At 55.9% G+C, this 15,210-nt stretch carries 11 protein-coding genes and 1 tRNA gene; 10 read left to right on the top strand and 2 right to left on the bottom strand.

The window, feature by feature from the left end; genetic code table 11:
* Positions 1-279 precede the first annotated feature (279 nt).
* From ACR0BU_RS11065 to ACR0BU_RS11050, 4 genes are all read left to right on the top strand, one after another.
* Positions 280-690, top strand: a complete 411-nt coding sequence (locus ACR0BU_RS11065) for a helix-turn-helix domain-containing protein (protein WP_298935943.1) — start codon at positions 280-282, stop codon at positions 688-690.
* A gap of 8 nt (positions 691-698) precedes the next feature.
* The gene (locus ACR0BU_RS11060) at positions 699-1,079 is read left to right on the top strand and encodes a PAS domain-containing protein (protein WP_298935788.1); all 381 of its coding nucleotides are present in this window, start codon (positions 699-701) and stop codon (positions 1,077-1,079) included.
* Positions 1,080-1,646: 567 nt separating this feature from the next.
* On the top strand, positions 1,647-2,261 hold the full coding sequence (locus ACR0BU_RS11055; protein ID WP_480737532.1) for a FecR domain-containing protein: 615 nt from the start codon (positions 1,647-1,649) through the stop codon (positions 2,259-2,261).
* Complete coding sequence (locus ACR0BU_RS11050; RefSeq protein WP_480737534.1) at positions 2,255-4,111, top strand: CHASE2 domain-containing protein; 1,857 nt, start codon at positions 2,255-2,257, stop codon at positions 4,109-4,111. The genes ACR0BU_RS11055 and ACR0BU_RS11050 overlap by 7 nt, the downstream gene beginning before the upstream one ends.
* Positions 4,112-4,580: 469 nt before the next feature.
* On the opposite strand, the gene ACR0BU_RS11045 is transcribed toward ACR0BU_RS11050, so the two are convergent.
* A tRNA-Leu gene (locus ACR0BU_RS11045) sits at positions 4,581-4,667 on the bottom strand.
* Positions 4,668-4,877: 210 nt separating this feature from the next.
* Here ACR0BU_RS11045 and ACR0BU_RS11040 point away from each other — a divergent pair.
* Positions 4,878-5,861, top strand: coding sequence for a complex I NDUFA9 subunit family protein (locus ACR0BU_RS11040; RefSeq protein ID WP_480737535.1), 984 nt, complete (start codon positions 4,878-4,880; stop codon positions 5,859-5,861).
* Here the strand turns inward: ACR0BU_RS11040 and ACR0BU_RS11035 are convergent, their stop codons facing one another.
* The gene (locus ACR0BU_RS11035; RefSeq protein WP_480737537.1) at positions 5,862-6,665 is read right to left on the bottom strand and encodes an undecaprenyl-diphosphate phosphatase; all 804 of its coding nucleotides are present in this window, start codon (positions 6,663-6,665) and stop codon (positions 5,862-5,864) included. It abuts the gene before it with no gap.
* A gap of 230 nt (positions 6,666-6,895) precedes the next feature.
* Between ACR0BU_RS11035 and ACR0BU_RS11030 the strand changes: the two genes are divergently transcribed.
* The 5 genes from ACR0BU_RS11030 to mtgA all read left to right on the top strand — a co-directional run bounded on the left by ACR0BU_RS11030 (position 6,896) and on the right by mtgA (position 15,188).
* Positions 6,896-8,329, top strand: a complete 1,434-nt coding sequence (locus ACR0BU_RS11030; RefSeq protein WP_299081377.1) for an NAD(P)-dependent oxidoreductase — start codon at positions 6,896-6,898, stop codon at positions 8,327-8,329.
* Positions 8,330-8,359: 30 nt separating this feature from the next.
* Positions 8,360-8,797 carry a GFA family protein gene (locus ACR0BU_RS11025; protein ID WP_299890446.1) on the top strand — a complete coding sequence of 146 codons (438 nt, stop codon included), beginning with the start codon at positions 8,360-8,362 and terminating at the stop codon, positions 8,795-8,797.
* The gene (gene gltB / locus ACR0BU_RS11020) at positions 8,794-13,326 is read left to right on the top strand and encodes a glutamate synthase large subunit (RefSeq protein WP_480737539.1); all 4,533 of its coding nucleotides are present in this window, start codon (positions 8,794-8,796) and stop codon (positions 13,324-13,326) included. The genes ACR0BU_RS11025 and gltB overlap by 4 nt, the downstream gene beginning before the upstream one ends.
* Before the next feature lie 173 nt (positions 13,327-13,499).
* On the top strand, positions 13,500-14,414 hold the full coding sequence (locus ACR0BU_RS11015) for a Hint domain-containing protein (RefSeq protein ID WP_299081386.1): 915 nt from the start codon (positions 13,500-13,502) through the stop codon (positions 14,412-14,414).
* 39 nt (positions 14,415-14,453) lie between these two features.
* Positions 14,454-15,188, top strand: a complete 735-nt coding sequence (gene mtgA, locus ACR0BU_RS11010; protein ID WP_299081389.1) for a monofunctional biosynthetic peptidoglycan transglycosylase — start codon at positions 14,454-14,456, stop codon at positions 15,186-15,188.
* The last annotated feature ends 22 nt before the right edge of the window (positions 15,189-15,210 follow it).

The raw sequence follows: 15,210 nt of genomic DNA, 5'->3' as shown, positions 1-15,210 counted from the left end.
GAAACAAAAAAACTTATCATGTTGGAGAGATTCCCACTCAATTCAGGCGAGAAAGTGGTGGTGAGCAGTCATTATTTAGAAATTTTCTTATATTATGAGGTAATACCGAAAGATGCTTTAAAATAGCGAGAAATCGTCCGCGAAAACGACACTACTTTCATGTTGAGGTCTGAATTTTGCCCAAATGCTGTGGAATATTCTCTTAAAGGTTGTTGGCCATGTTGCATTTTGATGATAGTTCTCCACATTGACGATGTTATGACAAACAGAGACGGGCACATGAACGCTAACGACACCCTGACAATCCCTGGCGCTTTCTCTTCCGAAGATGTCTATGGTCATGTCGGGCAAAGATTGCGCGGTTTGCGAACCGAACAACGCATGACCCAAGCAGAGGTTGCAAGCATTCTGGACATCAGCCCGCAGCAATACCAGAAATACGAAGACGCCCAGAGCAGATGCAGTCTGCCCTATCTTATCGCACTCGCTGATTTTTATGCGGTGCCCATCGAGTCTATGCTGCCTAACTCTCCAAAAAAAAGTGTTAGAGTTGAAAAGCCAGCAGAAATGCCGGTCGAAGCTGATTTGCTGGCGCGTCTCGTAAGCTCCTTTGTGAAGCTTTCGGATGTTGATGAGAAGCTGAGGCTGGTGCAACTTGTGGAAGCTATCGTTTCGGCTGAGCAGAAATAGGAGATAGCGTGACGCAACGCAGTATTGACCAGTTCCTGCAGGAGCGAGGCGAAGAAGACAGCGAAGATTTCAAATCACATTCGGCTGTCGTTTGTCTCGCAGAACCTGGAGTTCCTGTTGTTTTTGTTTCTGACGAGTTCATAACGCACACCGGCTATTCTTCAGAAGAAGTGATCGGTCGGAGTCTTGATTTACTTCAAGGACCTGAGACCGAGCCTGAAGCGATTGAACGGTTTCGTGAGCTTATCAAGAACTGCCAGAATGGCACTATACGCATAACTAACTACCGCAAGAACGGAGAGCTTTTTGTTCACGAATGCGAATTGCGCCCGATTCGCGATGAGAGTGATGTAGTTACGCATTTCATTGCCATTCAACGTCCAATTTGATGTGTCCGCTCGATCCAGTTGCGCGGGCCTAGTGTGACTGTGACGTTCTGCGGATATCCATTGCGGGTTTGACTACCTCCAGGGTCATTTGGAATGTGTCGCAAACTTTGGTGCCCAATTGACGAGCATGAGGTATCTGGCGTTTGTTGCCACCGAATAGCTTTCGAACATGTTTCAGCATGCTCTCGTTCAAGGGCGCGCGCTATCAGAACCGCGATCGGAGCGACGATCGGGCGCCCGCCTGGGAACAGGCCCAACAAGGCGGTCGTAACAAAGGTCATTTGCGTAAAGGTTGACTTTGGACGTATCTCGACCCAAGTGAGAGCTGATACGTATCTTGCGCCTGTTATGACGTTTGCAAAGCACAACGAGCAGAATTTACTGCATGCTGAGCGAAAGTATACTTTGTCTAAGGTTTGCGAGACGTTTCAGTGTCTGTTTTGAGTATTGGTTTTGATCGGAGTAAGCGGTTTTCCAGTGATTCAATAGAAACGAAGACCGTCATTGGTTGACCTCTCGCTTCTTACTGTTCACTCTTTAATCGGTTCCCTCTTTTGCGAGGCAGTAATGAATTTCAAGAGCCTGATTTATACCCTTCTAACTTGTTTCTCTACCTGGTTTGCTTTCCCTGCTGTTGCTCAAACACAAGGAACGTGCGTCGTAACACGCATGGAGGGGCAGGCGACCGTTTCTGCCCGCGGCGCATCTACCCAATCTGTGGTCGTCGGTTTGGGATTAGGGCGGAATGCAAAGCTGCGCACGGAAGTTGCCGCGCGGGTCACCATGACCTGCTCGGCTGGTCTAGAAGTTGTTGTGGGACCAGAGACCGAGATTGATTTGCTTGGTCTGCTTGAGGGTGAAACGCGCCCCTTTGGTCTTCGCTTGATCGACGGTATCGCCGGGTTCCTGTTTTCCTCAGAAGATGGGAACGGTGTGCAGGTCAGAACGCCATCCGCTGTTGCCGCTGTCCGTTCCACTGAATGGGCGATGCGGGTCGAAAACCGCGCAAGCGCCATTTTCACACGAGAAGGTACGGTGTTTGTTGTGGTTGATGATGCCGATGCAAAACTGGGACCCGGGGAAGGTATTGATGTGTCGTCCTCTGGTGAAATTGGCTCGGTCACGGATTGGGCGCGGACACGTATTGAGACATTCGACGCACTTCTTGGATCAGAATGGTAGTACGCGACGGGTTTCGACGCGCAAGACGGATTACCGGGGCGATTGTGCTCATTCTGAGTCTGGTGACCGCGATCTGGCATCCCGGAGATCGAAGTGCGTTTTGGCAAGGAGTCGAAGGCCGGCTGCTTGATGCCAGATTCCTTTGGCGTGGCCCTTTGACGCCACCGGAAGGGGTCGCAATTATTGCGTTTGATGATGCGGCAATGTCCCAGCTCGAAACCTTTCCGCCGTCTCGATCCGCATTGGCAAAGGCGGTGTCTTTTGCAGCCGAGGCAGGCGCAGAAGCGATTGCTTTGGATTTTCTGCTGATTGATCCGCGTGAGGGCGACGTTGATCTTGCCGAGGCGTTGGCAGGAACCAGTGCTGTTCTTGGTGTGGCTGAAGCACCTGCCGATGCCGGGTTGCAGGATCTCGAGGGTGGTGACTTTTCGGTCGTGATTGCGCCTGAATTGAACAAACCTCTGCCGGCATTGGGGCCGACTGAGACGCTGCGTGGGAGTGCTTTGATCGGCCATGTGACCCTGCGCCATGACACCGATGGAGCGGCACGCAGACTTGGTGCGGCGCAGTATCTGGCGACCGAAGACGGCAACGCTTGGTATCCTTCGCTCGCCATTGCAGCCATGAAGGCGTCGGATGATGAGCTGGATTTGCGGCTGAGGTCGTCGCAAACGAGCGGGCGTCTTTCAGTTGGGAAAACACTGATCGCTTTGGACGGCCGGGGGGCCATTCCCTTGAACTTCTATGGGCCGGGGGGCACAATACCAACCTACTCCTTCGCAAGCCTTGGCGGTGCGGACCTAACGGGCAAAATCATATTTGTCGGAGCCACCGCAACCGGGTTCGGAGACCGGCACGCCACCTCGTACGATGCTACGTTTCCCGGAGTTGAGTTGCATGCAACTTTGGCTGCAAACGCGATCGAACAGCGTTTCCTGAGGCGTGACGCTGTGACGTGGGTATGGGACGCCGCGTTGGCTTTGATGGCATCCACGCTTGGGTTCTTCGCAGCGAGGTTGGACCGACCCTGGCTCGGGGCTTTTGCGACCGCTGCGGCGTTCTGCGTTCTGGCCCTTGTGTTGCAAGCCGCGTTCGTCGCCGGGTGGTGGCTGGATGGGGTCACGGCGCTCCTGTCGCTGTTGCTGGGCGCGAGTGCAGGTATCGGGTTGCGACTTGTGCAACATCGTAGGCGTGCTGCGAATCTCGCGCTGTACCAATCGCCTCTGATTGTTGAGCGGTTAGCAGATGCGACCGACCCCCGCTTTGAAGCTGCAGCACGGCCTGCGGTTGTTTTGTTTGTCGACGTTGCAAATTTCACGGCATATTCCGAAAAGCTTGGCCCCGAAGGCACGGCCGATTTTCTACGGCTTTTTCATGGGATTGTCGAGCAGTCCGTTGAACCGCTGCGCGGAATAATCACGCATTTTGCCGGGGATGGCGCCATGGTTGTTTTTGGCCTGCCAGAGCCAGGTTCGGACGACACAATTCGCGCGTTGCGCTTCATCGAAGCGCTGTATGTGGCGGTTGGTTCAAGTTCAGACTGGCCCGGTCTTGGTCTAAGGGTCGGCGGACATGCTGGCCCGGTCAAGACCAGTATCATTGGCGGCAAGCGTCACAAACAGCTTGCCGTCAGCGGCGACGTCGTGAACACCGCCAGCCGTCTGCAAGATTTCGCCAAATCTCAAAGCGCAGCTATTGCTCTGTCCAGTGCGCTCTTGATGTCAAATCCGGATGCGCGTGACCGAGCTTCGAAAATGGGATTGTGCCCAGCCGGCCTGCACACGCTTCGTGGTCGGAACGAACCGATTGAAATCTGGATAGGCCCGTCCCCGGTCAATGTCGAGCTTTAGGTGTGAGATCCCCGAACAATACCATCCGGGATGTGACGCAAACTTCTTTTTAGAGCTAACGCAGACACAGCGACACAGGCAATTGAGTGGGTTTGGCCCGGTGCTATGCTTCCTTGGCACGCAAGGATGTACATTTTCTGTCGGTTTTCGATACCGCCGATCCTTGCGTGTCCTACGCTATTTGGCTTTGATACACAGGCGGGCTTTCCAATATCACCGAAAGAAACGGCCTCTGTTCGTTCTTGCTGCGCGTCGGTGGGGTACATCCTTTAAGCAAGGCGGGGTCAGAGCCTGCCAAAACCTGAAACTCAATCGGCTTTTTCTTAATGGTGAGAACTGGGTCAGCTTCGGAATCGTGAGGACACCGGGTAGAACGTCGTCTACCGCCTGAGATTTCAGAGGACAAATCAGGGGGTGGGTAAGGTTGGTTGGAAAAGTACCAGCATAAACAATTGTTTGCGCGGATTTTTGGTGCCCAGGAGAGGACTCGAACCTCCACATCCTTGCGAATACTAGCACCTGAAGCTAGCGCGTCTACCAATTCCGCCACCTGGGCAGGTGTCGTGGAGGGGCGTTTAAGCCTACTAGCGGAAAGCGTCAACCAGATTCGGATGGTTTCTCGAAAGTTTTTTGAATCGCTCAGAAGGCAGGGCGCGTACAGCGGCCGAGGTCGCATTTGCCAGCGTTCGCGCGGCGAATTAGCGCCTTGTTCCAAGGTCGTCTGAGCGTTAGTTCTAAGGCGCAACTACTGAGCAGGAGCCCTCTCATGTCCAAACTGGTCACGATTTATGGCGGATCGGGTTTTGTCGGTCGCTACATTGCGCGGCGCATGGCGAACGAGGGATGGCGCGTGCGGGTCGCAGTGCGGCGCCAGAATGAGGCGATGTTTGTCAAACCCTATGGCGTTGTGGGTCAGGTCGAACCGGTCTTGTGTAACATTCGCGATGACGCTTCGGTCGCGCTGGCGATGCGGGGCGCAGATGCGGTTGTGAATTGTGTGGGCGTGCTGAATGAGGTGGGCAAAAACGAGTTTGATGCTGTACAAGCGGACGGCGCCGAGCGGATCGCCCGGCTAGCGGCGGCGCAGCGTATTGCTCGCATGGTTCATATCTCGGCTATTGGTGCGGACGCAGAGGCCGCCAGTGAATACGCGCAAACAAAGGCACATGGTGAGGCCGGAGTGCTGGCGCATATGCCTGACGCGGTGATCCTGCGCCCATCCGTCATTTTCGGGACCGAAGACCAGTTCTTCAATCGGTTTGCTGGTATGACTCGCATGGCACCTGTCTTGCCTCTGGTTGGTGCTGGGACAAAATTCCAGCCGGTCTACGTAGATGATATCGCAAAAGCCGCAGTGAAAGGTGTGCTTGGGCAGGCTGAAGCAGGGGTTTATGAGTTGGGTGGTCCCGAGGTGAAAACTTTCCGGGCGTTGATGCAACAGATGCTTGCCGTGATTCACCGCCACAGGGTCATTATTGGTATGCCATTCTGGGTTGCTCGGATCATGGCCGGGATGCTGGATATCCTGAAATTCGTCAGTTTCCAGCTATTTCCCAACCATATCCTGACACGGGATCAGCTAAAGAATCTGCGTCACGACAATGTCGTGTCGGAGGACGCGAAAACCTTTGAGGATCTGGGGATCGAGCCCACAACGCTTGAATCAGTGTTGCCAGAGTATCTGTGGAAATTCCGGCCTTCTGGTCAGTATGATGACATCCAGAATTCGGCGGGAAACCTGCGAACCTGATCAGCTATAGGCGATCACCAATAGAACGATGCCCAGTATGACGCGATAGATGACGTAAGGCGTGAAGCTGACACTGCGCAACAAGCGCATCATCAGGGATAGGGCCAACAGGGCGGATACAAAGGCGAATACGGCGGCGATTGCACCGTCTTTGGCCAACTGGGCATCTGCCTGACGCGCCACGTCCACAGATAAGAGAACACCCGAAGCTATGATAGTTGGGATCGACATGAGCATGGCAATCCGGGCTCCGTCTTCGCGGGAATACCCCAGCTGGCGGGCGCCGGTGATGGTGATGCCAGACCGTGACGTCCCGGGGATCAGTGCCAGAACCTGCCAAAGCCCCATGACGGCAGCATCGCGCAGGCCCCAATCTCTGGCGTCTTTGGTTTGCTTTCCTTTCTGATCCGCCCAATACAGAACAAGGCCAAAGCCCAGCATCGTCCAACCGATGACAGCGACCGAACGCAGGGCCGCGCTAAGGCCCGTCACATGGAGAATCAGGCCGGCAATCACTGTTGGAATCGTGGCGACGATCAAACCAAGGGCCAAGCGCGCTTGTGGCGTATCCGTGCGCCCGGTCAGTGCCCGCGGCAAGCCGGTTATGGCTTGTTTAACGTCTGACCAGAAGTACAGCACAACTGCACCCAGGGTGCCGACATGCACTGCCACATCGATGGCCTGGCCCTGATCCGCGAGGCCAGTCAGGCTGGGCAACAGGATAAGATGGCCCGACGAAGATATGGGCAAAAACTCAGTAATTCCCTGAATTATTGCCACGAGAATCAATTGAAAGAGACTCATCTGCCCTGCCGTGCTGCCGTCACGCGTTATTCGCGTTTCTTGGGTATAAGTGTCCTGCCGAAAAGGAAAGCACCCATAAAGGTCCGATTCGGAACTAAAACTACGGTGTTTTTTCGCTCAAATGCCATGAGCATCAGACTTTTTAGTATTTATGTCAGTAGTATTGACTTTTCATCCGAAAACCCATCCCTTAAACAGATCCGACCAAGCCAATTCATGGAGTCAGAGCCGTGGCCAAGCAACCGATGCTGAAATTTGTGCAGATCGACCGCGTCATGCCCGAAAAGCGTGCCGCCAATGACCGCAAGGAAGACTTTGACGAGATCTACGCCGAATTCGCCGCCGAAAAAGCCGCTGAACAGGCCAGCCGCTGCAGCCAGTGTGGTGTTCCCTATTGTCAAACGCATTGTCCGCTTCACAACAATATCCCCGATTGGCTGAACCTGACGGCGACCGGGCGATTGGAAGAGGCGTATCAGACCAGTCAGGCCACCAATACATTTCCTGAGATCTGCGGGCGTATCTGCCCGCAGGACCGGTTGTGCGAAGGCAATTGCGTGATCGAGCAATCAGGTCATGGCACGGTGACCATCGGAACTATTGAGAAATACATCACCGACACAGCCTGGGACAAAGGCTGGGTGAAGCCTGCGCAGCCGTCTGCCGAACGACCGGAAAGCGTCGGCATCATTGGTGGCGGACCAGGTGGGTTGGCGGCAGCAGACTTACTGCGCCGCGCGGGTATTCAGGTTACGATCTATGACCGCCATGATCGCGCGGGCGGGCTGTTGATGTATGGCATTCCCGGCTTCAAGCTGGAAAAGGATATCGTGCAACGGCGCAATGACCTGCTGGCAGATGGCGGGGTTGAATTTGTGCTGAACTGCGACGTTGACGCAGCCAAGTTCGACGAAATCCGCGCCAAACATGTTGCGGTGATCATTGCGACGGGCGTTTACAAATCCCGCGATCTGACCATGCCCGGCAGCGGTCTGGCCGGGATTGAAAAAGCGATCGATTTCCTGACCGCTTCGAACCGCAAAAGCTTTGGTGATGTTGTCGAGGATTTCGACAATGGCCGCTTGAACGCCGAAGGGAAGAAGGTGGTGGTTATCGGTGGTGGCGACACCGCGATGGATTGCGTACGTACTTCGGTCCGGCAGGGTGCGACATCGGTCAAATGTCTCTACCGCCGCGACCGAGCCAACATGCCCGGATCGCTGCGCGAAACCCAGAACGCCGAGGAAGAAGGCGTAATCTTTGAATGGCTGAGCGCGCCCAAGGGATTCACGGGTGACGCGAAAGTCTCGGGAGTGATGGTGCAGAAAATGCGGCTGGGTCAGCCCGATGCCACCGGTCGTCAGGCGCCCGAGGTGATCGACGGTGCTGACTACGTGGAAGACGCTGATCTGGTAATCAAGGCGCTGGGGTTTGAACCCGAAGATTTGCCAACACTTTTTGGTCAGCCCGACCTTCCGGTTACGCGTTGGGGCACCGTCAAAGCCGCATTCCAAACCGGCGAGACGGAAATGGACGGCGTCTATGCCATTGGTGACATTGTGCGCGGTGCGTCTTTGGTGGTTTGGGCCATCCGCGACGGTCGCGACTGTGCTGAAGCCATAATCGACCGGTTCAACGCCAAAGCTGCCGTCGCAGCGGAATAAGCAACAGCTCAGCGACAGGAGGGTTCTGAAATGCCCGAATTGCAAGGTCAATGCATGTGTGGCGCGGTTACAGTGACTGCGACCCCCGCGAAAGAGGCGCTGGGCGCCTGCCATTGCGACATGTGCCGCCGCTGGACCAGCTCGATGCTGGTGACCTTCCCGGCCGAGCCGGGATACGCCGCCTTGGGGCCAGTCAAAACGTTCACGTCGTCGGACTGGGCCGAACGCGCCTTTTGTTCAGACTGTGGATCTGCGTTGTGGTACCGGATCACGCTGCCGGGCGAGATGCATGGCCAGACCCAGATGGCCGCCGGGTTGTTCGATAATGGCACCGGAAGTGCGCTGAAGCTTGAACTCTACATCGACAAAAAACCCGAAGGGTACGCGTTCGCAGGTGAACGCCGTCAAATGACCCAAACCGAGGTCGAAGCCATGTATGCCCTGCCGGCAGAAGGAGACAGCCAATGACCAAATATGATGCCGATTGGGTGCGGGCTGAGGAAACCAAGCGCAAGTGGATGGCCGAAAACGGCCTGTATTCTGAAGACGAAGAACATTCGTCTTGCGGTGTTGGCCTTGTTGTGTCGGTCGACGGCAAAAAAAGCCGCAAGGTTGTCGATGCAGGTATCGACGCGCTCAAGGCGATCTGGCACCGGGGTGCTGTGGATGCGGATGGAAAGACCGGCGACGGCGCCGGCATTCACGTGCAAATCCCGGTTCAGTTCTTCTATGACCAAATTCGCCGTACAGGGCACGAGCCCAATCTGGACGAGCTGATTGCCGTCGGTCAGGTGTTTCTGCCGCGAACCGATTTTGGCGCGCAGGAGCATTGCCGAACCATCGTGGAAACCGAGGTTCTGCGCATGGGCTACTACATTTACGGTTGGCGTCATGTGCCCGTCGATGTGACGTGCCTGGGCGAAAAAGCAAACGCGACCCGCCCGGAAATCGAGCAAATCCTGCTCTCGAATACCAAAGGTGTTGACGAAGACACCTTTGAGCGTGAGCTTTATGTTATCCGTCGTCGCATCGAAAAGGCCGCCATGGCTGCGGGGATTTCCGGCCTGTATCTGGCGTCACTGTCCTGCCGCTCGATTATCTACAAGGGTATGATGCTGGCTGAACAGGTGGCGGTCTTCTACCCCGACCTGATGGATGAACGCTTTGAAAGCGCCTTTGCGATTTATCACCAGCGCTATTCGACCAACACCTTCCCGCAGTGGTGGCTGGCTCAGCCCTTCCGGATGTTGGCCCACAACGGTGAGATCAACACTCTGAAGGGCAATATCAACTGGATGAAAAGCCACGAAATCCGTATGGCAAGCGGGACTTTCGGAGATTTTGCAGAAGATATCAAACCAATCATCCCGGGTGGATCGTCGGATTCCGCCGCATTAGACTCTGTTTTCGAAGTTCTCGTGCGCGCCGGACGTTCTGCCCCGATGGCCAAAACCATGATGGTGCCGGAAAGTTGGTCTAAGCAGGCCGTTGAGCTGCCACAGGCGTGGCGCGACATGTATTCCTACTGCAACTCGGTGATGGAGCCTTGGGATGGCCCGGCCGCGCTGGCCATGACGGATGGTCGCTGGGTCTGCGCCGGTCTGGACCGGAACGGCTTACGCCCGATGCGATATGTGGTGACGGGCGACGGTCTTGTCATCGCCGGATCCGAGGCTGGAATGGTGCCGATTGATGAAGCCACCGTGGCGGAAAAAGGCGCGCTTGGCCCCGGGCAGATGCTGGCCGTGGACATGAAGAAGGGCAAGCTGTTCCGCGACAAGCAAATCAAGGACAAGCTGGCCCGTGCGCTGCCGTTTGGTGAATGGGTTGGCAAGATCAACGATCTGGATGACATCTTAGGCGGCATCGCTGAAACCCCGATCTTTTCAGGCGCCGAGTTGCGCAAGCGTCAGATTGCAGCTGGATATTCAGTCGAAGAACTGGAACAGATCCTTGCCCCTATGGCTGAAGACGGCAAAGAGGCTCTGGCTTCGATGGGCGATGACACCCCATCGGCAGTTCTTTCCAAGCAATATCGACCACTCAGCCATTTCTTCCGCCAGAACTTCAGTCAGGTGACGAACCCGCCGATCGATAGCCTGCGTGAATACCGCGTTATGTCGCTGAAAACACGTTTCGGGAATCTTAAGAACGTGCTGGACGAAGACAGCAGCCAGACCGAAATCATCGTTCTGGAGAGCCCGTTCGTGGGCAACGCACAATGGGACAAACTGGTCGAAAACTTCAACGCACCTCTGGCAGAAATCGACTGCAGCTTTGAACCCGGTCAAGGCGCGCTAAGCACCGCATTAGCCCGTGTTAGAGCCGAAGCAGAAGAAGCTGTGCGGTCCGGCGCTGGGCATTTGGTGCTGTCGGACATGAATTCAGGTGAGTGTCGCGTTGGCATGCCGATGATCCTGGCGACCAGTGCGGTGCATTCGCATCTGACGCGCCAGGGTTTGCGAACCTTCTGCTCGCTTAATGTACGCGCGGCGGAATGTGTGGATCCGCATTACTTCGCTGTTCTGATTGGCTGTGGGGCGACAGTTGTGAACGCCTATCTGGCCGAGGATTCTCTGGCGGATCGGATCGATCGCGGCCTGTTGGATGGCAGTTTGTCTGAAAACGTCGCGCGCTATCGTGATGCAATTGACCAGGGCCTGCTGAAGATTATGGCCAAGATGGGCATTTCGGTGATTTCGTCCTATCGCGGTGGTCTGAATTTCGAGGCTGTTGGCCTCAGCCGAGCCATGGTGGCCGAGTATTTCCCAGGTATGACCAGCCGGATCTCTGGCATTGGTGTGACTGGCATTCAATCCAAGCTCGAAGAGATCCATGCCAAGGGTTGGGACAGCGGCCTGGATGTTCTGCCCATCGGCGGTTTCTACAAAGCGCGTAAATCGGGTGAGACCCATGCGTGGGAAGCAACCTCGATGCACATGATGCAAATGGCCTGCAACAGAGCCTCATATGAGCTGTGGAAGCAGTATTCGGCCAAGATGCAATCGAACCCGCCGATCCATTTGCGCGACCTGATGGATTTCAAACCCCTGGGTAAGCCGGTGCCGATTGAAGAGGTGGAATCCATCACTTCGATCCGAAAGCGGTTCGTCACACCGGGTATGTCTCTCGGGGCGTTGTCGCCCGAGGCACATAAAACGCTGAATGTAGCGATGAACCGGATCGGTGCGAAATCCGACTCGGGCGAGGGTGGTGAAGATCCGGCTCATTTTGTGCCGGAGCCCAACGGCGACAATCCATCTGCCAAGATCAAACAAGTAGCCTCGGGCCGGTTTGGTGTGACAGCCGAATACCTGAACCAGTGTGAAGAACTTGAAATCAAGGTCGCCCAGGGTGCGAAACCCGGTGAAGGCGGTCAGCTGCCCGGCATGAAGGTCACCGACCTGATCGCGCGTCTGCGTCACTCGACCAAAGGCGTGACGCTGATCTCGCCGCCGCCTCACCACGACATCTACTCGATCGAGGATTTGGCGCAGCTGATCTATGACCTGAAACAGATCAATCCGCGCTGCAAAGTGACGGTGAAATTGGTGGCGTCCTCGGGCGTCGGCACGATCGCGGCCGGTGTGGCCAAGGCCAAGGCGGATGTGATCCTGGTCTCGGGGCACAATGGCGGCACCGGGGCATCGCCTGCAACCAGCATCAAATATGCCGGACTGCCGTGGGAAATGGGTCTGACCGAGGCGCATCAGGTTCTGGCGATGAACAACCTGCGCGATCGCGTGACCCTGCGGACCGATGGTGGTTTGCGCACCGGTCGTGACATCGTCATGGCCGCGATGATGGGGGCCGAGGAATACGGTATCGGCACCGCCGCGCTGATCGCAATGGGTTGTGTCATGGTGCGTCAGTGCCAGTCGAACACCTGCCCGGTTGGCGTCTGTACGCAAGACGACTCTCTGCGTGCCAAGTTCACCGGCAATGCAGACAAGGTGGTCAACCTGATCACCTTCTACGCTCAGGAAGTCCGCGAGCTGCTGGCCAGCCTCGGCGCACGGTCTGTTGACGAGATCATCGGTCGGGCTGATTTGCTGGCTCAGGTCAGCCGTGGGTCTGCGCATCTGGACGACTTGGATCTCAATCCACTACTGATTACCGTCGATGGTGCGCATGACATTGTCTATAACCGCGACAAAGAGAGGAATGCGGTACCCGATACACTGGACGCCGAAATCGTCCGCGATGCAGCGCGCTTCCTGAAAGACGGTGAAAAGATGCAGCTGTCCTATGCCGTGCAGAATACGCATCGGACCGTTGGTACGCGCGTCTCCAGCCATATTGTGCAGAATTTCGGCATGCGGAACACGTTCCAGCCGGACCACTTGCATGTGAAACTGCAAGGTTCGGCAGGTCAGTCCCTGGGCGCCTTTGCAGCGCCGGGGCTGAAGCTTGAGGTGTCGGGCGATGCGAACGACTATGTCGGCAAAGGCCTGTCCGGTGGCACGATTGTTGTGCGTCCGCCGCAGGTCAGCCCGCTGAAAGCGGATGACAACACCATCATCGGCAACACGGTTCTGTATGGCGCGACCGACGGCCATTTGTTTGCCGCAGGTCGGGCCGGCGAGCGGTTTGCTGTCCGCAACTCGGGCGCCAAAGTGGTGGTCGAAGGGTGCGGCTCGAACGGGTGTGAATACATGACTGGTGGTATTGCCGTTATCCTGGGTGAAATTGGCGCAAACTTCGGCGCCGGGATGACCGGAGGTATGGCGTATCTCTATGACCCGGACGGCAAAGCGCAATTGCTGATGAACATGGAAACACTGGTGACGTGTCCGGTAACCGTGGATCATTGGCACGATCAGCTGAAATCTCTGATCAGGCGCCATGCGGACGAGACCGGAAGTCGAAAGGCGGCGGATATCCTGCAACACTGGGACGTAGAAAGCGGCCACTTCCTGCAGGTTTGCCCTAAAGAAATGCTCAACAAGCTCAGCTATCCGCTGAGTGCCGAAGCTGAGGCCGTTCCGGCTGAGTAAACGCTGACACAATCAAGGGCCTCGCATGCTATTGTTGCAAGCGAGGCACGGTTTTGCAAAACTTCCGTAGCCCTTTTTTCAACCTCCACAATTCGGACAAAAAGCGTTGACATCTTGTAGATGTTTACCGGTTAACCTCGGGATCCGTTTGGGTATCCAGTTGGAGCAGTTTTGTGGCGACATACCTCGATCAGTTTTATTCGTTTGACCCCGCGAATCCACCTGCCGGAGGTACGTTTGTAACCGTCGACAAGTTCATTCTAGACGACGTGGACAACGACGATGAAATCGACGCACCAAGTGGCGACACAGTCAACGGTCAGGATGTAACTGCCTCGTGGCCCGGCGACACAGTAACGATGAATGTGACCGGTGTTGGAAACATCACATATACTGGTACGACGTTCTATCTAGCGGACGGCACACGGGTTTTCACGCCGACGGATGGCCAAGTACTGCAACCTGGCACGTTTGTGTCTTCCACATTCGTCAACACTCAAGGGCCGCTCGATGTAACGACTGATTTGGGGCCGCCCTGCTTTACGCCAGGCACTCTGATTGCGACACCCGACGGCTTGCGACCTATTGAAGAGTTGATGGCTGGCGATCTGGTAGACACCGCCGACAACGGGGCACAACCACTGCTGTGGATTGGTAAGACGACTGTTCTGGCCGAGGGTAAATTTGCACCTGTCAGGATCGACGCGGGAATACTCGGGCTGGATGAGCCGTTGCTGGTGTCGCCTCAGCACAGGATGCTGATCGCTGACTGGCGGGCGCAATATCTGTTTGGCTATTCCGAAGTGCTTGTCGCGGCTCATTGCCTGGTCAATGGTGATACTGTGACGCGGGTCGAGGGTGGAGAGGTTGAGTATATTCACCTGCTTTTCGCCCGACATGAAATCATCTTTGCCAATGGGGCAAAAAGCGAAAGCTATTACCCTGGTCATGCTGTGCTGCAGCCTGAGCGCGACACTCAGATGGAAATCCTGCAGTTGTTCCCTGAACTGCGTGCGCGTCGACCCATGTTGCCAGAGACGGCGCGCCCTGTGGTGCAACCGCGCGAGGCCCGGGCAATCGAAATTTAGGCCGTTCCAAACGCGCGGCATGCGTCGTATAGCAGGGATATGGCAAAGAAAGCAGCCCGCAAGTCACGCGGTAAAAAAAGCAAGGCATCCAAGAGGAAGATACCACTGGTGGGGCAGATTCGCCGTTGGGTGACGCGCGCCGCGCTGGCATCTGTGGCGTTTGTGGTCGGGTTGGTCTTGCTCTATACGGTCGTTAACCCGCCGGTCACACATACGATTTGGTCGGAATGGCGTCGTCTGGGGCGTGTTGATCGGGACTGGGTGCCGATTGAGGAAATTTCTCCGATGATGGCACGATCTGTCGTCGCGGCAGAGGACGCAAATTTCTGTTTGCATTGGGGCTTCGACGTCGATGCCATCCGCGATGCGTTGGAAGATGGCGGGTCGCGCGGCGCATCGACGATCACGCAACAGGTGGTGAAAAACGTGTTTCTCTGGCAAGGTCGCAGCTATGTCCGCAAGGCGCTGGAAACATCCATTACACCGGTTGTCGAGATATTTTGGAGCAAACAGCGTATTCTCGAGGTCTATTTGAACGTTGCCGAGACCGGTGAAGGCATATTTGGCGTCGAGGCTGCGGCGCAAAATAACTTCAATGTCACTGCCGCCAAGCTGTCTCCGGTTCAGGCGGCGCGCATTGCGGCGATCTTACCTTCCCCTCGCAGCAGGTCGGTCAAGGACCCGTCTGTTCGCACCCGAAGGCGGGCCGCAGCCATATTGGATGGAGCGGCCACCATCCGCGCAGATGGTCGCGCGGATTGTTTCGAGGATTGAAACCTGTACCCCGGCAAGGCTA

The organism is Ruegeria sp. CK2, from assembly GCF_056536585.1.
The sequence above is the reverse complement of the archived record's forward strand: the minus strand, read 5'-3'. Positions and strand labels throughout refer to the sequence as shown.